At 69.7% G+C, this 23,537-nt stretch carries 22 protein-coding genes; 9 read left to right on the forward strand and 13 right to left on the reverse strand.

Features of this window, described 5'->3' with window-relative positions; all coding sequences use genetic code 11:
* Window positions 1-381: 381 nt before the first annotated feature.
* The 7 genes from GON04_RS16025 to GON04_RS16055 are packed head-to-tail and all read right to left on the reverse strand — an operon-like array spanning window position 382 to window position 7,128.
* Entirely contained in the window at window positions 382-1,224 is an 843-nt protein-coding gene (locus tag GON04_RS16025; RefSeq protein ID WP_157399060.1) for a fumarylacetoacetate hydrolase family protein, read from the reverse strand.
* Between the two features lie 21 nt (window positions 1,225-1,245).
* Window positions 1,246-1,974, reverse strand: a complete 729-nt coding sequence (locus GON04_RS16030; RefSeq protein WP_157399061.1) for an SDR family oxidoreductase — start codon at window positions 1,972-1,974, stop codon at window positions 1,246-1,248.
* A complete protein-coding gene (locus GON04_RS16035) occupies window positions 1,971-3,134 on the reverse strand; it encodes a CaiB/BaiF CoA transferase family protein (protein ID WP_157399062.1) in 1,164 nt (387 codons plus the stop codon). The genes GON04_RS16030 and GON04_RS16035 overlap by 4 nt, the downstream gene beginning before the upstream one ends.
* Window positions 3,131-4,261 carry a type 2 periplasmic-binding domain-containing protein gene (locus GON04_RS16040; protein WP_157399063.1) on the reverse strand — a complete coding sequence of 377 codons (1,131 nt, stop codon included), beginning with the start codon at window positions 4,259-4,261 and terminating at the stop codon, window positions 3,131-3,133. The genes GON04_RS16035 and GON04_RS16040 overlap by 4 nt, the downstream gene beginning before the upstream one ends.
* On the reverse strand, window positions 4,258-5,565 hold the full coding sequence (locus GON04_RS16045) for a TRAP transporter large permease (protein WP_157400716.1): 1,308 nt from the start codon (window positions 5,563-5,565) through the stop codon (window positions 4,258-4,260). The genes GON04_RS16040 and GON04_RS16045 overlap by 4 nt, the downstream gene beginning before the upstream one ends.
* Before the next feature lie 2 nt (window positions 5,566-5,567).
* A complete protein-coding gene (locus GON04_RS16050) occupies window positions 5,568-6,131 on the reverse strand; it encodes a TRAP transporter small permease (RefSeq protein ID WP_157399064.1) in 564 nt (187 codons plus the stop codon).
* 7 nt (window positions 6,132-6,138) lie between these two features.
* Window positions 6,139-7,128, reverse strand: a complete 990-nt coding sequence (locus tag GON04_RS16055; protein ID WP_157399065.1) for a C4-dicarboxylate TRAP transporter substrate-binding protein — start codon at window positions 7,126-7,128, stop codon at window positions 6,139-6,141.
* Window positions 7,129-7,294: 166 nt separating this feature from the next.
* On the opposite strand from GON04_RS16055, the gene GON04_RS16060 reads away from it, so the two are divergent.
* The 8 genes from GON04_RS16060 to GON04_RS16095 all read left to right on the forward strand — a co-directional run bounded on the left by GON04_RS16060 (window position 7,295) and on the right by GON04_RS16095 (window position 15,950).
* Window positions 7,295-8,494 carry a CaiB/BaiF CoA transferase family protein gene (locus GON04_RS16060; RefSeq protein WP_157399066.1) on the forward strand — a complete coding sequence of 400 codons (1,200 nt, stop codon included), beginning with the start codon at window positions 7,295-7,297 and terminating at the stop codon, window positions 8,492-8,494.
* The gene (locus tag GON04_RS16065) at window positions 8,491-8,958 is read left to right on the forward strand and encodes a MaoC family dehydratase (RefSeq protein ID WP_157399067.1); all 468 of its coding nucleotides are present in this window, start codon (window positions 8,491-8,493) and stop codon (window positions 8,956-8,958) included. The genes GON04_RS16060 and GON04_RS16065 overlap by 4 nt, the downstream gene beginning before the upstream one ends.
* On the forward strand, window positions 8,955-9,746 hold the full coding sequence (locus GON04_RS16070) for an IclR family transcriptional regulator (protein ID WP_157399068.1): 792 nt from the start codon (window positions 8,955-8,957) through the stop codon (window positions 9,744-9,746). Before GON04_RS16065 ends, GON04_RS16070 begins: the two co-directional genes overlap by 4 nt.
* A 208-nt stretch (window positions 9,747-9,954) precedes the next feature.
* A complete protein-coding gene (gene sorT / locus GON04_RS16075) occupies window positions 9,955-11,172 on the forward strand; it encodes a SorT family sulfite dehydrogenase catalytic subunit (RefSeq protein WP_157399069.1) in 1,218 nt (405 codons plus the stop codon).
* The gene (gene sorU, locus GON04_RS16080) at window positions 11,172-11,465 is read left to right on the forward strand and encodes a SorU family sulfite dehydrogenase c-type cytochrome subunit (protein WP_157399070.1); all 294 of its coding nucleotides are present in this window, start codon (window positions 11,172-11,174) and stop codon (window positions 11,463-11,465) included. The genes sorT and sorU overlap by 1 nt, the downstream gene beginning before the upstream one ends.
* A 362-nt stretch (window positions 11,466-11,827) precedes the next feature.
* Window positions 11,828-12,574 (forward strand): beta-phosphoglucomutase family hydrolase, encoded by a 747-nt coding sequence (locus GON04_RS16085; RefSeq protein WP_198349317.1) that lies wholly within the window; start codon window positions 11,828-11,830, stop codon window positions 12,572-12,574.
* On the forward strand, window positions 12,567-14,894 hold the full coding sequence (locus tag GON04_RS16090) for a glycoside hydrolase family 65 protein (protein WP_157399072.1): 2,328 nt from the start codon (window positions 12,567-12,569) through the stop codon (window positions 14,892-14,894). Before GON04_RS16085 ends, GON04_RS16090 begins: the two co-directional genes overlap by 8 nt.
* A gap of 81 nt (window positions 14,895-14,975) precedes the next feature.
* Complete coding sequence (locus GON04_RS16095) at window positions 14,976-15,950, forward strand: L-lactate dehydrogenase (protein WP_157399073.1); 975 nt, start codon at window positions 14,976-14,978, stop codon at window positions 15,948-15,950.
* 374 nt (window positions 15,951-16,324) lie between these two features.
* On the opposite strand, the gene GON04_RS16100 is transcribed toward GON04_RS16095, so the two are convergent.
* Genes GON04_RS16100 through GON04_RS16110 form a run of 3 tightly spaced genes read right to left on the reverse strand, consistent with a single transcriptional unit; the run spans window position 16,325 to window position 19,555 of the window.
* Complete coding sequence (locus GON04_RS16100; RefSeq protein ID WP_157399074.1) at window positions 16,325-17,635, reverse strand: MFS transporter; 1,311 nt, start codon at window positions 17,633-17,635, stop codon at window positions 16,325-16,327.
* A gap of 16 nt (window positions 17,636-17,651) precedes the next feature.
* Window positions 17,652-18,755, reverse strand: coding sequence for a M14 family metallopeptidase (locus GON04_RS16105; RefSeq protein ID WP_157399075.1), 1,104 nt, complete (start codon window positions 18,753-18,755; stop codon window positions 17,652-17,654).
* A gap of 2 nt (window positions 18,756-18,757) precedes the next feature.
* The gene (locus GON04_RS16110) at window positions 18,758-19,555 is read right to left on the reverse strand and encodes a gamma-glutamyl-gamma-aminobutyrate hydrolase family protein (RefSeq protein ID WP_157399076.1); all 798 of its coding nucleotides are present in this window, start codon (window positions 19,553-19,555) and stop codon (window positions 18,758-18,760) included.
* A 102-nt stretch (window positions 19,556-19,657) separates the two neighbouring features.
* On the opposite strand from GON04_RS16110, the gene GON04_RS16115 reads away from it, so the two are divergent.
* Entirely contained in the window at window positions 19,658-20,587 is a 930-nt protein-coding gene (locus tag GON04_RS16115) for a LysR family transcriptional regulator (protein ID WP_157399077.1), read from the forward strand.
* Window positions 20,588-20,672: 85 nt separating this feature from the next.
* On the opposite strand, the gene GON04_RS16120 is transcribed toward GON04_RS16115, so the two are convergent.
* From GON04_RS16120 to dctP, 3 genes are read right to left on the reverse strand one after another with little or no spacing between them, the layout of a single operon-like run.
* Window positions 20,673-21,992 carry a TRAP transporter large permease gene (locus GON04_RS16120; RefSeq protein WP_157399078.1) on the reverse strand — a complete coding sequence of 440 codons (1,320 nt, stop codon included), beginning with the start codon at window positions 21,990-21,992 and terminating at the stop codon, window positions 20,673-20,675.
* Entirely contained in the window at window positions 21,989-22,519 is a 531-nt protein-coding gene (locus GON04_RS16125) for a TRAP transporter small permease (RefSeq protein ID WP_338050985.1), read from the reverse strand. The genes GON04_RS16120 and GON04_RS16125 overlap by 4 nt, the downstream gene beginning before the upstream one ends.
* Window positions 22,516-23,487 (reverse strand): TRAP transporter substrate-binding protein DctP, encoded by a 972-nt coding sequence (dctP, locus tag GON04_RS16130; protein WP_157399079.1) that lies wholly within the window; start codon window positions 23,485-23,487, stop codon window positions 22,516-22,518. The genes GON04_RS16125 and dctP overlap by 4 nt, the downstream gene beginning before the upstream one ends.
* Window positions 23,488-23,537: the final 50 nt, after the last annotated feature.

Raw genomic sequence — 23,537 nt, forward strand, 5'->3', positions numbered from 1 at the left:
CGCACGATGCGCGCATCAGGTTCGCCCGGCCCCTGGCCTTGCCCGCGGGATGGGCGAACGGGTTCCGGATCGGCGCGCCCCCGCCGTCCTCGCCCCCGGCGTCGACCTGGCGCGCCCGGGTTGCGACGACCCGGCGGACGCCACGCGGAAACTGGTCCTGCCTGCACGACAGGGGCGGTCTTCCCGCATTGAAGCAGCTTTGCGCAGCCGCGTGTCGGGCACCATGGGACGTTGGCCCAATGGCGGCTCAGCGGAAGGTGGGCAGCTTGCCCGCCCGACCTCAGCCGAGACCCGGAATCGACGGGGCCGGCTCACGCGCGCGGGGCCGGATGCACCACGCCAGAGCGACGCCCGAGCCAGGACAGGGCCCGGGCGTGGGGATCAGCCGGCGACCACCCGCTGCCTCTGCTGGCCCAGTCCCTCGATGCCGAGGGTCACCACATCGCCCGGCTTCAGGTAGGTCGGCGGTTTCATCCCCAGGCCGACACCAGGCGGCGTGCCAGTGGAAATGATGTCGCCCGGACGCAGGCTCATGAACTGAGACAGATACGACACCAGGCTGGCCACGCCGAACACCATGGTCGCCGTGGAGCCCTTCTGGCGCGACACGCCGTTGACCTGCAGCCACATGGGCAGGTGCTGGGGGTCCGGGATCTCGTCGCGCGTGACCAGCCAGGGACCGATGGGGCCGAAGGTGTCGGCAGACTTCCCCTTGGTCCACTGGCCCTGCCGCTCGATCTGGAACTCGCGCTCCGACAGGTCGTTGATCACGCAGTAGCCCGCGACGTGCTCCATCGCATCCTGCTCGCTGACGTACTTCGCCGTCTTGCCGATCACCACGCCCAGCTCGACTTCCCAGTCGGTCTTGACCGAACCGCGGGGGATCTCGATGTCGTCGTCCGGCCCGACGATCGCGGAGGTCGCCTTCATGAAGATGATCGGCTCGGGCGGCACCGTCGCGCCGGTCTCCTCCGCGTGGTCGGAGTAGTTCAGGCCAATGCAGATGAACTTCCCGGTGCCGGCGACGCAGGGACCGAGGCGCGGGGAACCCTGCACCAGCGGCAGGGTCGCGGGATCGATCGCCGCCAGGCGCGCCAGCCCCTGGGGCAGCAGCACCTCGCCCGCGATGTCGCCCACGAGGGCCGTGAGGTCCCGCAACTGGCCCCTGGCATCCAGCAGGCCGGGCTTTTCCTGGCCCGCCGGGCCGAAACGCAGCAACTTCATGATTCGATGCTTCCTTGACGATCAGATGGCCCAGCCGCCGTCGATGACGTGGACCTGGCCCGTGGTGTAGGTGGCAGCCGCGAGGTACACGGCGAGGTCGGCGATTTCCTCCGGCGCGCCGATGCGTCCCATGGGCTGGCGCGCGACGAAGTCGGCGCGCGCCTTCTCGAAGTCACCGGTCGCCTTCAAGCGCTCCTGGAGCGAGGGCGACTCCACGGTGCCCGGGCAGATCGCGTTGCAGCGGATGCCCTGCGCCACGAAGTCGGCGGCGACCGACTTGGTCAGGCCGATCACGGCGGCCTTGGTCACGCCGTAGGCGAAACGGTTGGCCACGCCCTTGACGCTGCTGGCCACCGAGGCCATGTTGATGATGGCGCCGTCGCGGCGCTCCAGCATGCCGGGCAGCACCGCCCGGATGGTGCGGACCATGGCCTTGACGTTGAGGTCGTAGGCGAAGTCGAGGTCCTTGTCGCTGGCCTGCAGCACGCTGCCGCCGTGCACGACGCCGGCGCAGTTGAACAGCACGTCCACGCGGCCGATGGCCCCGGCGAGGTCGCGCACGGCCGCTTCGTCCAGCACGTCGAGCTTGCGCACGGTGACGCCGGGCAACTCGCGCAGGCCGGCCATGCCGGCTTCGTTGATGTCGGTGGCCCAGACGCGGGCGCCGGCGCGGGCGAACGCTTCGACGCTGGCGCGGCCGATGCCTTGCGCGGCGGCGGTGATGAGGACAGTCTTGCCGGTGAGGTTCATGCGGCGGTTTCTCCAAGGGGATCGAGTTCGAATTCGGCGCGCAGCGCCGCGCTGTGCTCGCCGATGCGCGGCGCACCGCGCGCACCCAGTGCACGCTGGCCGTCGATGCGCAGCGGACCGCGCGTGGTGTGCACGGGGGTCCCATCGCCGCGCTGCACGGTCTGGAGCATGTCCAGGCGGCGGAAAGCTTCGCTGTCCAGCAGGCGCGGCCAGTCCAGCACCTCGGCGCACCAGACGTCGGCCGGCCGCAGGCGCCCGAGCCAGTGCTCCGTCTTGTGGCGGACCAGCTCGGCCGCGACCAGGCGCTTGATCTCGTCGCGCTTGCCGAAGGCGTCCTCGGCCGAGTAGCGGCGCAGGTCCGGCAGCGGCAGCGTCTCGGCCAGTTGCTCCAGCGGCATCATCGCCAGCGCCAGATAGCCATCCTGCGTGGGATAGATGCCGTAGGGCGCCGCGAGGTAGGCGTTGGCGTTGCGGAAGCCGGCCCGGCGCGGCAGGCGGCCGCCGTCGTTCAGGTGCGTGGTGAGCAGCTCGAACTGCAGGTCGATCAGCGCCTCGAGCAGGCTCGTCTGCACCAGCGCGCCCTTGCCCGTGAGTCCCCGGCGCACCAGGGCGGCCAGGATGCCTTCGGTGAGGATGTGGCCCGCCAGCATGTCGGCCACCGACAGGCCGAGCGGAACCGGGCCGTCGCCGTCATGGCCGTTGAGCCAGGTGACACCCGACACCGATTGCGCCAGCAGGTCCTGGCCCGGCAGGCCGACCCAGGGCCCGCTCTCGCCGTAGCCGGACACGCTGGCGTAGACCAGGCGCGGGTTGAGTGCTTGCACGTCGTCCCAGCCGAGCCCCAGTCGCTCGATGACACCCGGCCGGAAGTTCTGGATCAGGACATCCGCGCGCTGCAGCAGGCGGCGCAGCACGGCCAGGTCGTCCGGGTTCTTCAGGTCGAGCGCCAGGCTTTCCTTGCTGCGGTTGATGGCGTGGAACAGCGTCGAATCGCCGCCCAGGTCGGTGTCGGTGAGGTAGAGCGTGCGGCAGATGTCGCCGGTGCCGGCGCGCTCCACCTTGATCACGCGGGCCCCCAGGTCCGCGAGCCGCAGGGCCGCCGACGGGCCCGACAGGAACTGGCTGAGGTCGACGACCAGCAGCCCTTGCAGCAGGCTCATCGCGGCAGGGTCTCCCGGAACATGCGGTTCAGGTCGGCCACGATGGCGCCCGCGGGCTCCGTCCCGCGCAGTCCCGCCATCAGGCGCTCCGAGGCTGCGTCCTGGTAGGGCATGTAGCCATCGTGGCGCGGGCGGACCCAGGCGCCTTCCAGCGTGCGTCGCGTGGCGCGGTAGAAGTCGTGCGTCGCGGCGTTGGCGCCGTCGTCCTCCCATGCCCTGGCGTGCCCGGCCTGGCCGCCGGACGCCACGTACGGACCCGACTGCGCCTGCGGGCCCGCGACCCACAGCGCGAAGTCGAGCGCCTCCTGGGTGTGGGCGCCGCGGGCCGACACGGCGATGCCGGTGCCGCCGAGGGCGGAACCCGACGGTCCCCTGCCGCGCAGCGACGGGATGTCGGAGAAGCCGATGCGCCCCGGCCGGAACCCCGCGACGGCGTAGTTCACATACCCGTAGATGAGGGGCACGCAGCGGATGGGGGAATCGTCCAGCGCCATGCGCTCGAACACCGCAATGGGGTCCTGCGTGAAGTCGGCGTCGGCCAGGTGCGGCAACAGCGCGCGCAGCAACTCGATCGCCACCGAAGCGGTCTCGGGTTCGAACAGCTCGGGCCCTTCCACGCGGCCTGGCGCCCCGAGCTGTGCCGTGAGCGTGTACAGGCACATCAGGGCGTGCGGCGAGCGCAGCGGCAGCGCCACGTAGCCGGCCCGTGCGAGTTCCAGCACCTGCTCCCAGTTGGCCGCAGGTGCCGTCAGCCGGTCCGGACGCCAGGCCTGGACCTGGGTCGCGGCGTCGATCGCCAGCGCCCACTGCTTGCCCTGCCAGAAGTAGCTGGGATGCGAGGCGCCGACGCTGCCTGCAGCGATGTCCGCCAGGCGGTCCTGCGGCAGCGGCAGCAGGCAGTTCTCGCGCGCGACCTGGCCCACGTGCGGGTGGTCGATCACGATCAGGTCGTACTCGCGGGCCAGCTGGTCGACCGGGAAGGTCTCGAACTCCTGGAGCGAGCGCCGGTCCCACGTGATCGCCACGCCGGTGCGTTCCTGCCAGAGCGCCGAGCAGGCTTCCAGCGGCTGCCAGCCGCGCGGATGGTTCCAGGTCATGCCCCGCAGGGCCACTGTGTTCTTCGTCATTGCACTCCTCCGGTGCCGTACAGCAGGTTGGGCAGCCACAGCGACAGCTGCGGGAACACCGACAACAGCACCAGCAGGCCCATCATCACGGCCAGGTAGGGCGCGATCTCGCGGGAGTAGTCGCCCATCTTCACCTTGAGCGTCTGCGAGGAGATGTACATGAGGCCGCCCACCGGCGGCGTGATGCCGGCGATGGTGAGGTTGGTGATCAGCACGATGCCGAAGTGCACCTTGTCGATGTGCGCGCCCTCGATCAGGGGCAGCAGCATGGGCGTCAGGATGATCAGCGCCGCCGATCCCTCGATGGCGGTTCCCAGCGCGATCAGCACCAGGTTGATCAGCAGCAGCAGCATGACCGGGTTGGTCGTGGTGCCCGCCAGCCAGCCCGACATCGCCTGCGGCACCTGTTGCCAGGACAGGTAGAAGCCGAAGGCGGCGGCCGCGCAGATCATCATCATCACGCTGGCGGAATCGCGCACGGACTCGGCCAGCACTTCCGGCAGGTCGCGCAGCCTGATCTCGCGATAGCCGAACAGCGCCACCAGCACGACGTAGATCACGACGACGGCGCCGGACTCGGTGGTGGTGAAGATGCCGTAGCGGGTGCCGCCCAGGATCACCACGGGGATGGACAGGGCCCACAGGCCGTCGATCACGGCCTGGGTGATCTCGCTCGCCGTGGCGCGGCTGGCGCGCTGCGGCTGGTACTTGCGCCGGGTCGCCAGGAAGTGGGTGGTGAGCATCAGCCCGGCAGCCAGCAGCAGGCCCGGCACCACGCCGGCGGCGAACAGCCGGCCGATCGAGGCCTCGGCCAGGAAGCCGTAGACGATCAGGCCGATCGAGGGCGGGATCAGTGCCGTGATGATGGCAGCGGACGACGTGATCACGGCGGCAAAGGGCGCGCCGTAGCCGCGCTGCACCATCTGGGAGCCGATGGTCTTGGACAGCATCGCCGCGTCGGCGTTGGCCGAGGCCGTGAGGCCGCCCAGCAGCGTCGCCAGCACCGTGCACATCTGCGCCAGTGCGCCGGTCATGTGGCCGACCAGCACCTCGGCGAGATGGAGCAGGCGCCGGGTGATGCCCGACGCATTCATCACGCAGCCTGCCAGCACGAACAGCGGCAGCGCCAGCAGCGACACCGATTCGGTGCCCTCGGCCATCTGCTGGGCGAAGTTGGCCAGCGGCATCTCGCCCATGTTCATCAGGAAGAACGACAGCGCGGCGATCGCCATCGACCAGGTCACGGGCGTCTGCAGGGCCAGCAGCGCCAGCATCAGCACGGAGGGAAGCCAGAGTTGCAGCATGCTCACAGCGCGGACTCCGAGGAGGCCCGCCACTGCCAGCCATCGCGCCAGGGCGCCAGCAGCAGGTGCTGCACCAGCATGAGGATGGAGGCGACGGACATGGGCGCGTAGACGACGGAACGCGGGATGTCCAGCGACACCACGCGGATGGAATGGGCGATCACGCCCTGCCAGGCGAACATGGCCGCCAGCACGACGAACAGCACGGCAAGCAGCAGCCAGTTGCCGATGAACACGACGCGCCGGACCTTGGGCGGGAACATCGCGACCAGGGCATCGACGTCGGCATGCATGCGCCAGCGCACGCACGCCGCCGAGCCGAAGAACACCAGCCAGCCGAAAGCGATCACCGCGGCCTCGAAGGTCCAGGCGGCGGGCTGGGGGAACAGGTAGCGGGTGATGACACCCCAGGCAATGGAGGCGACGATGGCCAGCATGCAGGCAACGCCGATGGCCTCGTCGATGCGCCGCAGGCTGAGCAGCCGGCCGGCGCGCGAGGCACCGGCGGCCGGCACGGCTTCCTCCTGCCCCCCGGACGGGGGCGCGAGAGTTTGCACGGTCTGCATCTCGCGATCAGTGGGCGAGCGCCTGGCGCGCCTTGTCGTAGATGCCCGGCGTCAGGCCCGGCACTTTCGCATAGGCAGCCTTGGCCTTCTCGGCGAAGGCCTTCACGTCCACGTTCTCGACGATCTGCACGCCGTTCTTCTTCAACTCCTCGGCGAAGGCCTTGTCGGAGGCGACGGTGGCGGCGGTGAGTTCGGCCCCGGCCTTGCGGCCCTCCTCCAGCAGGATCTTCTGCAGGTCCGCCGGCAGGCTGTTGAAGAAGCTGGTGCTGGTGACGAAGGCGGCGAACATCATCTGGTGCGCGGTGTTGGACACCACCTTGCGCACTTCATACAGCTTGGAGCCGGCCAGCGAACCGTAGTTGGCCTCGGCGGCATCGACCACGCCCGTCTGCAGGGCGTTGTAGACCTCGCCCCAGGGCAGCGCCTGCGGACGGGCGCCCAGGGCGGTGAAGGTCTCCAGCATGATCGGCGACGGCGGCACGCGCAGGGTCATGCCGGCGATATCGGCCGGGGTGCGCACCGGCTTGCTGGCCAGGAGGTGGCGCACACCGAAGAGGCCGTCGGCCATGACCAGCTTGAGGCCCTGCTGCTCCAGCCTGGTGGACATCTCGCCGAAGACCGGCGAGGTGAACAGGCGCTTGGCCTCGTCCGGGTTGGCGAACATGTAGGGGCCGGCCACGACGGCCATGTCAGGCACGAACTGCGACAGCTGGCCGTAGTCGGTGACGCTGAGCACGCGGGCGCCGCCCTTGATCATCTCGTTGACCTTCTTCTGCGGGCCGAGCTGGTCGCCCGTGAAGATGGTCAGCGTGAGCTGCCCCTTGGAGCGCTCCTTCACGCGGTCGGCGAAGCTGTGCATGACCTTCACCACCGGTTCGTTCGGATTGACCTGCGAGGTGGAGAAGCGCAGCTGGTAGCTCTCGGCCTGGGCCGGAGCGACCGCGCCCAGCAGGCCGGCAAGCGCGGCGGCGGCGAGGAAATGGCGGCGAACGTTCATGCTGTCTCCTGAAGGATGAAAGGTGGAAAGGCTGTTCTTGCGCGAACGGAAGATTTATAGGTGAATGCTAGGTGCACAGAAGAATCAGCCGCCTAGGGGTTTCCACTGAACCTCAAGACCCATCAGACTGGTGTTCGCGTCTCTCTGATGAATCTATCATTCACCCATGAATCTCAATCAGGACGACACCGCCCTGCCTCTGGCCGGCCTGACCGTGCTGGACTTCAGCCAGTTCCTGGCCGGCCCGTCGTGCGCATTGCGCATGGCAGACCTCGGCGCCGACGTGATCAAGGTGGAGCGCCCGGACGGGGGCGACCTCTGCCGGCAACTGGTGCTGGCGGACCAGAAGGTGGGCGGCGACAGCGCCCTCTTCCACACCATCAACCGCAACAAGCGAAGCTTCGCGGCTGACCTCAAGGACCCCGCCGATCTCGAGCACGTGACAGCGCTGGTGGCGCGCGCGGACGTGATGATCCACAACTTCCGCCCCGGCGTGATGGAACGGCTGGGCCTGGATTTTGCCGCGGTGCAACAGCTCAATCCGCGCATGGTCTACGCGGCCGTCACAGGCTATGGCGAGGCGGGACCATGGCGCGGCAAGCCGGGTCAGGACCTGCTGGTGCAATCGCTGTCCGGCATGGCCTGGCTCAGCGGCCAGGGCGGGGACGACGCGCCGCCGGTGCCCGCCGGCCTCTCCGTGGTGGACATGATGACCGGCGCCCACCTGCTGCAGGGCATCCTGGCGCTGCTCGTGCGCCGGGGCATCACCGGCCGCGGCGGGCGGGTGGATGCCAGCCTGCTGGAAACCGCGCTGGACCTGCAATTCGAGCCCTTCACCGCCTTCCTCAACGGCGACGGCGAGGCGCCGCGGCGCAGCCGCGTGAACCACGCCAACGTGCACGCCGCCGCGCCCTACGGCATCTACCGCACGGCCGACGGCTTCCTGGCGCTGGCCATGGCGCCGATGGACGAACTGGCCCGCCTGGTCGAGAGCCCCCGGCTGGCGGAACTGGCCGCCGACCGCGCCAGCTGGTACCGCGAGCGCGACACGCTCAAGCAGGCGCTGCAGGACCACCTCCGGAGCCGCTCGACGCAGCACTGGCTGGCGCAGCTGGAGCCGGCCGGCATCTGGTGTGCCGACGTGCTGACCTGGTCGCGGCTGCTGGAGCACCCCGGCTTCGCCGTCCTCGACATGGTGCAGCCGCTGTCCGGTCGCGCCGCCGGCATGAAGACCACCCGCTGCCCGCTGCGCATCGACCGCCAGGTGCTGCGCAGCCCGCGGCCCGCGCCCGCCATCGGCGAGCACACGCAGGAGATCCTGCGAGAACTGGGGCTCGGCCCCGCCAGGGAAGGAAGCGTCGCATGACCGACGAGCGTTTTTTCGAGGAGTACGAGCTGGGAAGCACCCGTCGCACCACCGGCCGCACCATCACCGAGGGCGACATCGTGCTGCACGCCGGCCAGACCGGCGACTTCTTCCCGCACCACATGGACGCGGCCTGGTGCGCCACCCAGGAGTTCAAGCAGCGCATCGCGCATGGCACCCTCGTGTTCAGCGTGGGCATCGGCCTGACCGCCTCCACGATCAACCCCCGGGCCATGTCCTACGGCTACGACAGGCTGCGCTTCGTCAAGCCGGTGTTCATCGGCGACACGATCTATTCCCGCGTGGAGATCACCGACCGCCGTCCGCACCCCAAGCGCGCCGGTCACGGCATCGTGGTGGAAACGGTCACGGTCACCAACCAGCGCGACGAGACCGTGCTGGTCTGCGATCATCTGCACCTGGTCGAGCGGCGCGTGCCGCTGGCCGCCGCCGACAACCGATGACCGCCTCGACCCCGCCAGTCACCGACAGCGAGTCCCCGCGCAACAAGTACGCGGTCCCCGCGCTGGAGAAGGCGCTGGACGTGCTGGAGTACCTGTCCGAGCAGGCCGTGCCGCTCACGCAGGCGCAGCTGGCCCGCGCGCTGGGACGCGAACCCAGCGAGCTGTTCCGGATGCTGACCGTGCTGGAAGCGCGCGGTTACCTGCGCCGCGACGATGCGGGTGGCTACCAGCTCACGCTCAAGCTCTTCGAACTGAGCCGCACCCATTCGCCGCACGAGCAGCTGATCGACGTGGCCACGCCGCTGATGCGCGACCTGGTCGATCTCGCCCGCCAGTCCTGTCACCTGTCGGTGCTGCACCGGGACAAGGTGCTGGTGCTGGAGCAGGTGGAAAGTCCGCAACCCGTCCGGTTGTCGGTCCAGATCGGCTCCCTGCACTCCCCGGTGGCCACGGTCTCGGGTCAACTGCTCCTGGCCCACCTGGAAGCGGGCGAACGCACCGAACTGCTGGCGCGCCAGGCCGACTACCTGCGCATGGGTGCGCGGGAACGGCAGGAGTTCAACGAGCGGCTCGAGCGCGTGCGGGCCGATGGCTGGGCGTATGCCGAGGGCGCGCGGTTCATGGGCGGCATCGATCTCGGGGTGCCGATCGGGAGCGAGGGCGCCCGCACCCGCGCCGCCCTCACCATCGCCGCCCTGAAGGGCCCGGACTGCCCCGACCTGTTCGACCTGTTGCCCCGCCTGCAGCAGTGTGCGGGCGAGATCACGCGCATCTGCGGCCTCGGCTAGCCAGGCTGGCAGCCGGGCCAATCAACACGGGCATGTGCCTGATCCGGACGAGGTCATTCGCCTGGCGCTGACCGGCGCGCTCCCGTAGCTCTGCACATCAGCCCCCCCGACGCGGGGGGGCTCCGGCACCCCGCCTCCTCTTGCGCCGCCCCCCTGCGCGCAATAGAGTCGTTGGCTGCACTACTGCATGCGTTGGACAGAGGAAGAGATGAAGAACGACCAGCCGGATTCCGGCCGCCGCCGCCTGCTGGCGGGCAGCGCCGCCACCATCGCCGCGGCCACCCTGGGCCGCGAAGCCGCCGCACAGGCCGCGGCACCGGCCGCGCCCGCCGCCAAACCCGCCCTGCCCGGGTACGTGGCCTGGAAGAACCAGGACCACATGATCGTGCACACCAGCACGACCATCGAGACCAAGCGCAGCGCCTTCGGCACCAGCATCGTCACGCCGTCCGATCGCCTGTACATCCGCAACAACCTGCCCGCGCCCGACGCGTCCATCGTCGCCAACCGCGACGCCTGGCAGATGGCCGTCGAAGGCGTGCGCCAGCCGCGCACCCTGAGCGTCGCCGACCTCAAGGGCATGGGCCTGGAGACGATGGCCACCGTGCTGCAGTGCTCCGGCAACGGCCGCGGCTACTTCGCGGACAAGCCGAGCGGCACCAAGTGGTCCGTCGGCGCGGCCGGCTGCGTGCTGTGGAGCGGCGTGCCGGTGCGCACCGTCGTCGCCGCACTCGGCGGCCTGGCCGATGGCGCCCGCTTCATGACCGGCACCGGTGGCGAGACCCTGCCGGCGGGCATCGATCCCAAGACCATCATGGTGGAGCGCTCGGTGCCCGTGCGCACCTTCGAAGACGCGCTGCTCGCCTGGGAAATGAACGGCGACCCGCTGCCGCATGCGCACGGCGGCCCGCTGCGCCTGATCGTGCCGGGCTACAGCGGCGTCAACAACATCAAGTACATCAAGCGCCTGGCCTTCACCGAGCAGGAGACCGAAGCCGCGATCCAGAAGACCGGCTACCGCATGTCCCCGCCCGGCGCCAAGGGCGATCCGAGCCATCCCTCCGTGTGGGAGATGGACGTCAAGTCCTGGATCAACGGCCCCGCGCCGGAAGCCGGCACGGTCAAGGCCGGCTGGGTGCAGATCCAGGGGGTCGCCATGGGCGGCACGCGGTCCCTGCGCCGCATCGACGTCTCACTCGACGGCGGCCAGAGCTGGCAGGAAGCGCGCTTCGTCGGCCCGGACCTGGGCCGCTTCGCCTGGCGCCAGTTCGTGCTGCCCGTGCAGCTGAAGCCGGGCCAGTACATGCTGGCCTCGCGCGCGCAGGACGTGCAGTTCAACTGGCAGGTGGAAGCCAGCCCGGAGAACGGCGGCGGCTACCTCAACAGCGGCTGGCGCTCGCACGCGTTCCCGCTGACGGTGGCGTGATGGCGCGCATCCTTCCCGCCATCGCGCTGCTGCTCGCGGCGGGCGCGGCCCAGGCCGCCGAGGACGGCAAGGCGCTGTTCAGCAGCGTCACGCCCGCCTGCTCCCTGTGCCACGCCCTGAAGGACGCCGGGGCCACCGGCGCCGTCGGCCCGTCGCTGGACGAACTGAAACCGGATGCGCCGCGCGTGGTCAAGGCGCTGCGCAACGGCATCGGCCAGATGCCCGCCTTCCGGCACCTGAGCGACGAACAGGTGCAGGAACTGGCGAAATACATCGAGAAGGCGACGCGCTGAGCCGCGCCCCTTGAAACCCACCCTGGCGCCGCAACGGCGCCAGGCGGTGCGCACCGCCCGGCTGGCCCGGACCCGTGCGCTGAGCTTGTCCCACCCGGCGTCGGCGGCGTGCCGCGCACCGGTTGGACCAAGGTCCCATGCGCTCGCGCTGCGCGCGGGCGCATCATGGCGTCCAGCGCCGAGGAGCGGCCGCATCCGCCGGGGATGGTGATCGTCGGGGCCCGCGGCTGCGCCGCGAGGGTGCTTCCACCTGTCTGGAGGTGAAGCGTGGACCAGACGCTTTCCGTTGGCACCGTCCCCTTCGACCACGAACACCACCTGCCTGTCGGCCTGCCGGGTCGACGGCTCGAAGGAGCGACGTGGTGACCGCCGGCCCGGTCACGCCGGACCGCTTCGACGCCGTCCTCTTCGACATGGACGGCGTTCTCACGTCGACCGCCCGGATCCATGCGCGCTGCTGGAAGACGGTGTTCGACGAGTTCCTCTCGTTGCGGGCAGGCGATGCGGAGTCGTTCCGGCCGTTCGACATCGACACCGACTACAAGTGGTACGTGGACGGCAAGGCGCGCTACGACGGCGTGAGGAGCTTCCTCGCGTCCCGCGACATCACCCTTGCGGAAGGTGCACCTTCGGACCCGCCGGCTGCCGACACGGTCTGCGGCCTGGGCAACCGCAAGGACGCGCTGGTCGAGGCGGCGATCGACCGTGGCGAGGTCGAGTCGTACCCCGGATCGGTGACCTTCGTGCGGCAACTGCGCGACCGGGGCATCCGCACGGCCGTGGTCTCGTCGAGCAACCACTGCGAGCAGATCCTGCTCGCGGCGGGCATCCTCGACCTGTTCGATGCCAGGGTCGACGGAGTGGTCGCAACCCAGCTCGGGCTTCCCGGCAAGCCTGCGCCGGACGCCTTCCTCAAGGCCGCCGAGCTGGTGAACGCCAGCCCGGCCCGCGCGGTGGTCATCGAAGACGCCATTGCCGGTGTCCAGGCCGGCCGGGCCGGGCAGTTCGGCCTGGTGATCGGCGTGGCCAGGGACGCAGGTGCAGACACCCTGCGGGCGAACGGCGCCGACATCGTCGTGGCCGACCTGGCGGAGTTGCTCGATGCTTAAGCACGAGCCGGTCCTGCCGCCGGAGATCATCTACCCGATCGAGGAGTGGCGCTGGGTCGAAAAGTCGTTCGCGCCGGGCTTCCTGCCCCAGGCCGAGACGGTCTTCACCGTCTCCAATGGCTACCTAGGCATCCGGGGAGCGTTCGAGGAAGGCGGGCCGGCCTTTCGCCACGGCACGTTCGTCAACGGGTTCCACGAGACCTGGCCCATCCCCTACGGCGAGTGGGCGTTCGGCTTCGCCACGACCGGCCAGACGATCGCGAACCTGCCGGACGCCAAGATCATCCGCCTGTACGTCGACGATGAGCCCTTCGACCTGGCGAACGCCCGCCTCCTGAGCTTCGAGCGTGCACTCGACATGCGGGCCGGCACGCTCGAGCGGCGGGTGCTCTGGGAAACGCCTGCCGGCCGGCAGGTCCTGGTCGAGTCGCAGCGCCTGGTCTCGTTCCAGGAGAAGCATGTCGCCGCGATCTCCTACCGGGTGACGGTCCTCAACGCCAAGGCCGCGCTCGTCCTGTCGTCCGAGGTCGTCGAGCACCTGCCGACCGGCCAGGACGTGAAGGACGACCCCCGGCTGGCGCACGCGACCATGGATCGCGTGCTCTCCCTGCAGGCGGCCGAAGGCAAGGATCGCCGCGTGATCCTGGGCTACCGGACGACCCGCAGCGGCATGACCATGGCCTGCGGCATCGACCATGTCCTGGAGACCGACTGCACCTGGACGATGAAGGCCGACTGGGGCGGGCATGGCGCGCGCCTGGTGTTCTCCGTGGACGCGGAGCCGGGCAAGCCGATCGCGCTCACCAAGTACATCACCCACCACACCTCCCGGGACGACAAGACCGCCGAGCTCTGCCTGCGCGCAGGACGAACGCTGGATCGTGTGGTGGCCGAGGGGTTCGGGCGGCTCCTGGACGACCAGCGCGCCTACCTGGACGACTTCTGGCACCGCAGCGACATCCAGATCAGCTCGCGGCACCCGCGCATGCAGCAATGCCTGCGCTGGAACCTGTTCCAGCTGATCCAGGCCTGCGGCCGCGCCGATCGCGCCGGCATTGCAGCCAAGGGGCTGACCAGCCAGACGTACGACGGCCACTACTTCTGGGACATGGAAATCTACGTCCTGCCGTTCCTGATCTACACGTCGCCCAGCCTGGCGCGCAATGTCCTGCGGTTCCGCTACAGCATCCTGGACAAGGCGCGCGAACGCGCCCGCGCGGTGGGCCAGAAAGGCGCGCTGTTTCCCTGGCGCACCATTAGCGGTGACGAAGCGTCGGCCTACTACGCCGCCGGCACCGCGCAGTACCACATCAACGCCGCCGTCGCCCATGGCATCGTCAAGTACGTCGATGTCACGGGCGACCGGAACTTCCTGCTCGAATGCGGCGCCGAAATGCTGGTCGAGACCGCGCGGCTCTGGTTCGACCTGGGCTTCTTCTCGCCGCGGCGCGACGGGCGTTTCTGCATCCACCGGGTGACGGGGCCGGACGAATACACCACGGTGGTCAACAACAACACCTACACCAACCTGATGGCGCGCGACAACCTGCGGTTCGCCGCCGACGCGGTGGACGACATGCGGCAGCACAGTCCCGACCACTACCGGGCACTGGTGCTGCGGACCGGGCTCGATCCAGCCGAAGCGGACGACTGGCGGCGGGCGGCCGAGCGCATGTACGTCCCCTTCGACGAGCGTTCGCAGATCCATCCGCAGGACGACGACTTCCTCGACCTGAAGAAGTGGGACTTCGAGGGCACGCCGCGCGACCAGTACCCGCTGCTGCTGCACTTTCACCCACTGGTCATTTACCGGCACCAGGTCATCAAGCAGGCCGACGTGGTGCTGGCGATGTTCCTGCTGGGCAATGAATTCACCCTGGAACAGAAGCGGCGCAACTTCGACTACTACGACGAGCTGACCACTGGCGACTCATCCCTCTCGGCCTGCATCCAGAGCATCCTGGCGTTCGAAGTCGGTCACGACGAGCACGCCATCAGCTATCTCATCAGTGCCCTGCTCATGGACCTGGCCGATGTCGGCGCCAGGGACGGCTGCCACATCGCCTCGATGGGCGGAACGTGGATGGGCGTCGTCTACGGCGTGGCCGGCCTGCGCGACAACGGCGGGCGTCTCACGTTCCAGCCGCACCGGCAGGTGCAGGCCCTGCGCTTCCGCCTGAGCGTGCGCGGCCAGCAACTCGCCGTCGAGATGGAGAGCGGCAGCGTCACGTACCGGCTGGAGCAGGGTGACGGCCTGACCATCTGGCACCGGGACGAGCGGCTGGAGTTGCAGCCGGGACGACCGGTGCAACGTTCCTAGACCGGCGGACGGGCCACCGCTGGCCGCGAGAGTTTGTCGACGTGCACGAAGGCCCGCCTGGAACCCTGGAGGTGAAGCGTGATGCAGGACACCAAGATCGCGATCATCGGCGCCGGCCGGGTCGGCAGCACCTTTGCGTACACCCTGGCGACCTCGGGCCTGGCCCGGGAGATCGTGCTGATCGACGCCGACAGCGCGCGCGCGGAGGGCGAGGCCATGGACATCGCGCACGCGGTTCCCTTCCACCGCCCGGTCGTCGTGCGGCCCGGGGCGATCGACGACGCGCAGGGGGCGCTGGTGACCGTGCTCACGGCCGGCGCAGCGCAGCGGCCGGGCGAAGCGCGGACGGCGCTCTTCCAGCGCAACGTCGAGATGCTGCGGGATGTCCTCCAGGGCGTCATGGACGTGAACCCGGAAGGCCTCTTCCTGATGACCACCAACCCCGTGGATGCCCTGACCTATGTCGCGTTGCGGCTGACGGGCCTGCCGCCTGGCAGGGTCTTCGGCTCGGGCACGGTGCTGGACTCGGCCCGCCTGCGGGCGGAACTCGCTGGGCACTGCGCGGTGGACGCCAGGAACGTCCACGCCTACGTGCTCGGGGAGCATGGGGACAGCGAGTTCGTCGCCTGGTCCACGGCGAGCCTGGGCAACGTGCCGATCCCCGACTACTGCAGCCTGGCCGGCATGGTCTTTTCACGGACCGAGATGGACGCCATCGAGCAGCGCGTGCGCCGGGCGGCCTACGAGATCATCCAGCGCAAGGGGGCGACCAACTTCGCCATCGCCACCTCGCTGACCCGGATCGTCGAGGCGATCGTGCGAGACGACGCATCGGTCCTCACCGTCTCCACCCTGCTGCACGGCGAGTACGGCATCTCGGATGTCTGCCTGAGCCTGCCGGCCATCGTGGGCCGGCACGGCGTCACCAGGACGCTGCCGGTCTCGCTGGCGCCGGAGGAGCTGTCGGCGATGCAACGCTCGGCCGAGGCGATCAGGGGCGTCATCGCCGACGTCGCGGACCTGCCGCCGGCCATTCCCCCGTCATTGCCGGCCTGACCTCATTCCGGAGATGGATGCCGGGTCGAGCCCGGCATGACGTTCAAACGTGAAGCACGGCTTCCCCACCTCGTCATTGCGGGCTTGACCCGCCATCCATCTCCTGTCCGTTGTGCCAGGTGCAGCGCCGTTCCGGAGGTGGATGCCGGGTCAGGCCTGGATGACGTTCAAAAGGTGGAGCACGTGCCTCCCCGCCCCGTCATTGCGGGCTTGACCCGCAATCCATCTCCTGTCCGTGGAGCCAGGTGCAGCCTTGTTCCGGAGGTGGATGCCGGGTCAAGCCCGGCATGACGGGTCTGGAGGTCAGGCCCGGCATGACGGGTCCCAGGGTCGGGCCGGGTACGCCTCCGGCATTGGAGGCTGGCGTCGCCGGCTCAGCGGCGCACGTCGACGTCGCGCGTTTCGGGCAGCAGCGCCATCGCGCCGACGCTCAGCAAGCTCATGGCGACCACGTAGTACGCCGGGGCGAGCGGGTCGTGCGTCACGGCCAGCAACCCGGTCACGACGAACTGGGTGGTGCCGCCGAACACCGCGGTGCTGATCGCGTAGACCAGGGACATGCCGGTGCTGCGCACGGCGATCGGCAGCAGTTCGGGCACGGTCACCATGCCGGCGGCCCCGGAGACGGCGGTCAACGCCGCCAGGATGGCCGTCACGACGAGCAGCGTGCCGGTGCCAGGTGCACCGGTGAGCCACAGGAACAGGGGCACGATCAGGACCATCAGGCCGATGCGGGGCAGCTGGTTGATCAGCTTGCGCCCGTAGCGATCGCACAGGACGCCGCCCAGGATGCCGAAGGCGAAGGTCACCAGGCCGCCGATCAGCACGCTCGACTGCGCCACCGCCGCGGGCAGCTTCAGCACCTGCACGGCATAGCTGACCATGTAGTTGCCCACCTGCGAGGTGACGGCGACGGACGCGGAGACCAGCACCCCGAGCAGCACGACGCGGCGATGGCCGCGCAGGACCGTGCCCACGATGCTCGTGCCGCTGGATTCCTGGGCCGCATGCGTCTCGGGCAAGTGGCGGCGCAGGTACAGGGCGATGGGCACCAGCGCCAGGCTGGCCAGGAACGGCACCCGCCAGCCCCAGCTCGCCAGTTGCTGCGGGGTCAGCATGAGGGACAGGGTCACGCCGAACACGCCGCCGACCGCGACCGCCAGTCCCTGGCTGCCGATCTGCCAGCTGGAGTACAGGCCGCGCTTGCCGGGCGGGGCCGCCTCGATCAGCAGCGCCGTGGCCGGGCCGACCTCCCCGCCCAGGGCCAGGCCCTGCACGAGCCGGCACAGCACGACGATGATGGGCGCGGCGACGCCGATCGCGTCGTAGCCGGGCGTCGCGGCCAACCCGAGGGTGCCGATGGTGATCAGCGCCACGGTGAGGATCATCGCGGGCTTGCGGCCGGCACGGTCGGCAAAGGAGCCGATCAGCACCCCGCCCAGGGGACGCGCGAAGAAGCCGACCCCGAAGGTGGCGACGGCGGCCAGCAGGCTGCCGAACTCGCCTCCCACCGGGAAGAAGGCCTTGCCGATGTAGACGGCGAAGTAGGCGTAGATGACGAAGTCGTAGAACTCCAGCGCGTTGCCGGCGACGGCGGCGGCGATGGCCTTGCGGCTGATCGAGCCCGCGCTCGGCTGGGCACCGGCGGCATGGCTGGACAGGGAGTCGAGGGTGGCGGCGGTCATGGCGTCTCCAGGGGAATCAGGCGGCGAGCGGGAAGGAACAGGTGTCGGCCAGGCCAGCCAGGGCCTGCAGGCAGGCCTCGCGGCCCTGCCGCCAGACGGCGCGCTTCCAGTCGTCGTCCTGGGGATAGAAGGCGTCCTTGAGGTCCTGCCGGATGGCAGCGGACCGGTCCGCGTCGGCGCCGGTCCGGTTCAGCCAGTGCTCGGCGCGCAGGGCGTTCATGACACGCGGCATGGGATGGGTCCCGTACTCCAGGCAGATGCCCAGGTGGCGCGCATGTGGGCACTCCTGGTGCAGCGCGGTCTGGATCGGGCCGCTCATGGGGATGCTGGCGGAGGTGCCGGTGGTCACGCTGGTGAGCGGCCCCCACCAGCGCGTGGCTTGCTCCAGCACGGTGGGATCGGAGTCGAAGCTGGCGAAGATCCTCTCGCCGTGCCCGGACGGCCCGAGTCCCGTGTGGATGTCGACCGATGCGAGCAGGTGGACGCCGGCCGCGTGGCGGCGCAGCACGTTCCGGAACGCCCGGTTGCTCCAGGCCGGCTCAAGGCCGCCGAAGTGCAGCCCGTCGGCATGCGAGTGCTGGCCCAGCGACATGGCGCGCTGCAGTCCGCGCGCGCCATGGCGCTGGCGGTAGTCCTCGAGGAAGGCCTCGCTGGCGGCGCCGGGCGGCCACTCCTGCGGGAGCAGCGCGTCGTGGATGTCCGCATAGCCGGCGTTGACCGGCAGCGGCTGCCGGAAATCGACGAAGTTGCGGTTCAGGTCCACGTTCTCCTGGGTGGCGCGGCGCAGGTGCGAAAAGCCATAGGGGTTGACCGCGTGGACATGCAGCACGGCCGTGTCCGGCGCCAGGGGCCGCACGCCCTCCTCCAGCAGGCCGGTCTGGATGGCCGAGCCGCAGAAGCCCTCGACGCCATGGACGCCGCTGATCACGACCAGCAGGCGGGACGCATGGGCCGGTCCGTCGCGCACGACGTCCATGGCCAGCAGTTCGCCCTCGGCACCCCGCAGGGGGAGCTGTTCGCTCTCGACCGGCAGGCCCCGGCGCGCCGCGGCCCGGACGAATTTGCGCCTCGCCTCGGCGTAGGTGTCGCTGAAGTGCTGCAGGACGGAAGGGTGGTCCATGGTCAGGAGGTCCGATTCGAAAGGGAACGCAGGCGCTCGTCGCGCCGCGCAAGGCAGGCCTGGCCGAAGCCCGAGAAGAGAGCCCGCGCGAGCGGGCTGTCGTCCACGCGCATCTCCGGGTGCCACTGCACGGCCAGGGTGAACCCGGGGGCGTCGGCCACGCTGAAGGCCTCGACCAGGCCGTCGGGTGCCACGGCCTCGATGCGCAGGCCTGCACCGAGGCGGTCGATGCCCTGGTGGTGCAGCGAATTGACCTGCACCGCCTCGCAGCCGGCCAGCTGGGCGAGCCGTCCGCCGGGGACGATGCGCAGGGCATGGCTGTCGTCGTACCAGCGCTCGACGGGCCGGTCATGGTCGCCCTCGCGGTGGTCCAGGCGGCCCGGCAGCGTGTGGACCGCCGGATGCAGCGTGCCGCCGAAGGCCACGTTCAGCTCCTGGAAGCCACGGCAGACCGCCAGCAGCGGCACGCCGGCTTCCACCAGGCGCGCCAGCAGCGGCAGGATGGCGGCGTCGCGCGCGGGATCGAGCGTCATGGCGGCGTGCGGCCGCGGCGCATCGTAGCGGGCGGGATCGACGTTGGACGGGCTGCCGGTCAGCAGCACGCCGTCGACACTGGCGATCAGCGTGTCGGCGTCGAGCGCCTGCGCGTCCGAGGGCAACAGCAGCGGCAGCGCGCCGGCCACTGCCGAGACGGCGTGGACGTAGCCATGGAAGCCGGCGTGGGTGGCGTGGCCTTCACGCTCCACGCGGTCGGTCGAAATCGCCACGACCGCGCGCGGCGCGGCGAAGGGGCGGGGCATGGGCTTGTCTCCTTTGAATGCGCCCCAGTCTAGGAACCGGACCACCTTGCGTAAATTGCAATCTAATCAAGTAGGAATTGCACTTCCTGCAATCATGGCGCCATGAATACACGACAGCTGAGGCACTTCCTGGCGGTCATGGACCTGGGCTCGCTCAGCGCGGCGGCCCAGCAGGTCCACCTGAGCCTGCCCGCGCTCTCGCGCAGCCTGCGGGCTCTGGAGGACAGCCTGGGCATTCCCCTGTTCGACCGCGAGGGCCGCGGCCTCGCGCCCACGCCCTACGCACAGCTGTATGCGCAGCGCGCGCGGCGCATCGTGTTCGACGAGAAGGAGGCCGCGCGCGAAGTGCGGCTGATGCAAGCCGGCGAGCTGGGTCCGCTGGCTTTCGGCATGGGGTCGTCGCTCGCGCACGGCCTGCTGGCGCCGATGGTGCTGCAGCTGCTGGCTACCGCGCCGAACCTGCGCCTGCGCACCATGGTGCAGAGCTCGGACGTGCTGCTCGAGGCGCTGGCGCGCGAGCAGATCGACTTCTTCGTCGGCGACGTGCGCGTGGCCGAGCAGGACGCCGACATGGCCGTCGAACCCCTGCACCAGTGCAGCTTCGGCTGGTTCGTCCGCACGGGCCATCCCCTGGCTGGCAGGCGCCGCCTGCGCATCGCCGACCTGCTGGCCTACCCTTGCGTGCTCCCCGGCTTCGCCGAGGAAGGCATGCTGCGCCGCCTGGCCCGGTTGTACGGACTGTCACTTCCGCTGGAGGACCATTTCGCGGTCAACAGCAACGACATGGCCACCGTGCACGCGCTGCTGGCGGCCAGCGACGCGATCCTGCCCAGCACGCACATTTCGGCCGTGCTGGAGGTCGCGGCGGGACGGCTGCAGGCGCTCGACGTCGATCCGCCGCTGGACCTGGAGCTCACCCTGGGGATGGTGCGGCGCGACGGCCGCACCCTGCCCCCCTCGGCCGAGCGGGCCTTCGCCATCGTGCGGCGCTACTTCGAGGATGCGCAGCGCGCCATCGCCCAGCACGCCTGAATCACCGCACGTGCCCCGGGACCGCTGGCCGAGGCGCCCCCCCGAGTGCACCGGATGGATCCGGCGCAACGGCCAACTCTCGCCCTCAGCCCATCCAGCGGGGCAGCGCCGTCGCGATCGAGGGGATCCAGAACACGGCCGCCAGCAGCAGCAGGCTCATGGCCACGTAGGGCACCACGGCGCGGAAGATGTGGCCCATGGTCACGGCCGGTGGCGCCACGCCGCGCATGGTCATGAGCAGCAGCCCGTGCGGCGGCAGCAGCAGGCCCAGCTGCATGCAGATCAGGAACATCACGCCGAACCAGACCAGGTCGACGCCGAGCCCCTGCACGACGGGCATGAAGATCGGCAGGGTGATCATCATCATGCTGACCTGGTCGACGAAGATGCCCAGGAAGATCAGCACCAGCATCATGCCGGCGACGATCATGCCGGTGGACCACCCCTTCCCCGTGATCATCTGGACCAGCCCGTTGCTGGCGCCGGAAAACGACAGGATCTGCGCGAACGTGGTGGCGCCCAGGATGATGAACAGGATCATTCCCGAGATGCCCGCCGTGCCCTTGAGGGCCTTGAGCAGCGCGTCGAACGTGAGGGCGCGGTAGGCCAGCGCCAGCACCAGGGTGGCGAAGGCGCCCAGCGCCGCACATTCGGTGGGCGTGGCCCAGCCCGCGGCCAGCGCGCCCACCACCACGCCGAAGATGGACAGCGTGGGCAGCACATAGCCGAAAAAGGGCTGCCAGCGCTCCCAGCCGCTGTAGGCCCGCTGCTCGTCGGCGGCCGGCGCCAGCGAGGGCGTGACCCGCACCCGCACGACGATCCACAGCACGAAGGCCACCGACAGGATCACGCCCGGCAGCACGCCGCCGATCAGCAGCTTGGAAATGGAGATGCCGGAGAGCGACCCGAGCAGGACCGTGAGCGCCGAGGGCGGGATCAGCATGTCCACGGCGCCGATGGCCATGATGGGCCCCGTGGCGAGCGTCGGGTGGTATCCCTTGGCCAGCATCACCGGCAGCAGCAGGGAGCCGAGCATCGCCGTGGTGGCGATGGTCGAGCCCGAGATCGCGGAGAACACCGTGCCCGCGACCACCGCCACCACCGCCAGGCGCCCCGGCACGCGCCGGATCAGCCGCTCGATCCCCTCGATCACCTTCAGCGCCAGGCCGGTGTGGAACAGGATCTCGCCCATCAGCACGAAGAGGGGGATGGGCGTGAGCGAGAAGGCCGTCACCGAGCCCACGCTGCTGCGCGCCAGCTGCGCCAGCCCCACCTCGCCGCCCATGTAGAGGAAGGCGCCGACGATGTTGACGGTGATGAAGGTCAGCGCCACCGGCATGCCGATGAACAGCAGGAGCGTGGAGCCCCCCAGCATCAGCCAGGCGGCAACGACCCAGCTGCTCATGCCGCGCTCACCGCGTCGCGCCGCGGCGCCCGTTCGGCGCCCTGCAACCGTTGCATGCGGAACACCATCTCGACGGCCAGCAGAGCGAACATCAGCGGCAGCGGCGCCAGCGACCACCACTCCGGCGTCACCAGCGTCTTGATGTTCAGCGCCCCGCCCGCGTAGCTGGCCCACGCGGCCCGTGCCGCATACCAGGCCATGAACAGGCAGCAGGCCAGGCCGAGGGCGTCCCCCAGCCACTCGAAGTACCAGGCCAGCCTGGGCGGCATGGCGGTGAGCAGGATGTCCACGCGGATGTGCTGGCCCTGGCGCAGCAGCCACGGCGCGACCAGGACCGTGGTGAGATAGAGCATCAGCTCGGACACCTCGTTGCTCCAGGCCAGCCCGCGCGGGAGGCCGGGAACCGGGATGTTGCGCAGCGCCACGTCGCCCACGATCACCAGCATCATGGCGAACATGACCGCGCAGCCGCCCAGCGCCAGCGCGGCCAGCAGCCTGGCGAAGGCAATGGAGAGGCGCCCGGTCACTTGGGCGCGAACAGCGGCTTGAAGCGCTTGGCGATGTCCGGGCTCTGCTTCTCCGCGCTGGCCCAGCCCACCTGGTAGGCCTTGTCGACGAAGGCCTTGCTGGTGGCGGGATCGAACTTGATGGTCTCGATGCCCGCCTTCTGCTGCCGTGCCACCTCCTCGGCCGTGTACCGGGCCCAGAAGGAGTTTTCGGCCTCCAGCGCCAGCAGCTGCTTGTGCAGGTAGTCGTGCTGCGCCTTGGACAGCTTGTTGTAGGCCGGCAGGTTCATGACCAGCGACACCTCGGCGTCGTAGAAGCCGGGGTCGATGCGGAACTTGGTCTTCTCCTCCCACTTGAGGTCGAAGATGCCGCCGATGGGCCACCCGTAGCCGTCGACCACGCCCCGCTCGAGGGCCGTGTAGACCTCGCCCGGCGCCGTGGTGATGACGGTGGCGTTGAGGGCCTGGAAGAAGTCGCGGTACACCGGCGTGATGCGGATCTTCTGGCCGCTGAGGTCCGGTTTGTCGACCTTCTTGTTGGTGTAGATGTGGAACGGCTGGTTCTCCACCATGCGGGCCAGGTACTGCATGTTGGCCTTCTCGTTCCACACCTTGTTGATCGCGTCGAACGCGCCGTTCCTGCGCTGCTCCGCCACCGGGATCTGGGTGAGCTTCAGGAAGTCCGCCTCGGGCATCACGTTGGTATAGAAGGCTCCCGTCGACATCGCCATGTCGACCACGCCGGTCTTCACGGCGTTGCCCGCCTCGAAGGGCGGCATGGCCTTGGGGCCGCCGATGAAGTTGATCTGCAGCACGCCCTTGCCCTCGGCGTTGAACTTCTGGATCCAGGGCTGCAGGCGCTGCACGTAGATGCCGTTCTCGGCGAAGGCGCTCACCAGCCGCAGGGTGGTCTCCTGCGCCGCGGCGCCCGCGGCCGCGCCCAGGGCCAGCACCAGCAGGGCGGCCTGTCGAAGGCTCGTCATCTTCATCTTCCTGTCTCCTCTCGTGGGTGGGAATCGACCATACGTTGTGCGCGCAG

The sequence above is a fragment of the Ramlibacter pinisoli genome (genome assembly GCF_009758015.1).
GTDB lineage: Bacteria > Pseudomonadota > Gammaproteobacteria > Burkholderiales > Burkholderiaceae_C > Ramlibacter > Ramlibacter pinisoli.

What these genes read in the sequence shown, in the direction of transcription:
- GON04_RS16025 (WP_157399060.1), bottom strand. Translation starts at nt 1,224, where the DNA reads ATGAAGTTGCTGCGTTTCGGCCCGGCGGGCCAGGAAAAGCCCGGCCTG.
- GON04_RS16030 (WP_157399061.1), bottom strand. Translation starts at nt 1,974, where the DNA reads ATGAACCTCACCGGCAAGACTGTCCTCATCACCGCCGCCGCGCAAGGC.
- GON04_RS16035 (WP_157399062.1), bottom strand. Translation starts at nt 3,134, where the DNA reads ATGAGCCTGCTGCAAGGGCTGCTGGTCGTCGACCTCAGCCAGTTCCTG.
- GON04_RS16040 (WP_157399063.1), bottom strand. Translation starts at nt 4,261, where the DNA reads ATGACGAAGAACACAGTGGCCCTGCGGGGCATGACCTGGAACCATCCG.
- GON04_RS16045 (WP_157400716.1), bottom strand. Translation starts at nt 5,565, where the DNA reads ATGCTGCAACTCTGGCTTCCCTCCGTGCTGATGCTGGCGCTGCTGGCC.
- GON04_RS16050 (WP_157399064.1), bottom strand. Translation starts at nt 6,131, where the DNA reads ATGCAGACCGTGCAAACTCTCGCGCCCCCGTCCGGGGGGCAGGAGGAA.
- GON04_RS16055 (WP_157399065.1), bottom strand. Translation starts at nt 7,128, where the DNA reads ATGAACGTTCGCCGCCATTTCCTCGCCGCCGCCGCGCTTGCCGGCCTG.
- GON04_RS16060 (WP_157399066.1), top strand. Translation starts at nt 7,295, where the DNA reads ATGAATCTCAATCAGGACGACACCGCCCTGCCTCTGGCCGGCCTGACC.
- GON04_RS16065 (WP_157399067.1), top strand. Translation starts at nt 8,491, where the DNA reads ATGACCGACGAGCGTTTTTTCGAGGAGTACGAGCTGGGAAGCACCCGT.
- GON04_RS16070 (WP_157399068.1), top strand. Translation starts at nt 8,955, where the DNA reads ATGACCGCCTCGACCCCGCCAGTCACCGACAGCGAGTCCCCGCGCAAC.
- sorT (WP_157399069.1), top strand. Translation starts at nt 9,955, where the DNA reads ATGAAGAACGACCAGCCGGATTCCGGCCGCCGCCGCCTGCTGGCGGGC.
- sorU (WP_157399070.1), top strand. Translation starts at nt 11,172, where the DNA reads ATGGCGCGCATCCTTCCCGCCATCGCGCTGCTGCTCGCGGCGGGCGCG.
- GON04_RS16090 (WP_157399072.1), top strand. Translation starts at nt 12,567, where the DNA reads ATGCTTAAGCACGAGCCGGTCCTGCCGCCGGAGATCATCTACCCGATC.
- GON04_RS16095 (WP_157399073.1), top strand. Translation starts at nt 14,976, where the DNA reads ATGCAGGACACCAAGATCGCGATCATCGGCGCCGGCCGGGTCGGCAGC.
- GON04_RS16100 (WP_157399074.1), bottom strand. Translation starts at nt 17,635, where the DNA reads ATGACCGCCGCCACCCTCGACTCCCTGTCCAGCCATGCCGCCGGTGCC.
- GON04_RS16105 (WP_157399075.1), bottom strand. Translation starts at nt 18,755, where the DNA reads ATGGACCACCCTTCCGTCCTGCAGCACTTCAGCGACACCTACGCCGAG.
- GON04_RS16110 (WP_157399076.1), bottom strand. Translation starts at nt 19,555, where the DNA reads ATGCCCCGCCCCTTCGCCGCGCCGCGCGCGGTCGTGGCGATTTCGACC.
- GON04_RS16115 (WP_157399077.1), top strand. Translation starts at nt 19,658, where the DNA reads ATGAATACACGACAGCTGAGGCACTTCCTGGCGGTCATGGACCTGGGC.
- GON04_RS16120 (WP_157399078.1), bottom strand. Translation starts at nt 21,992, where the DNA reads ATGAGCAGCTGGGTCGTTGCCGCCTGGCTGATGCTGGGGGGCTCCACG.
- dctP (WP_157399079.1), bottom strand. Translation starts at nt 23,487, where the DNA reads ATGAAGATGACGAGCCTTCGACAGGCCGCCCTGCTGGTGCTGGCCCTG.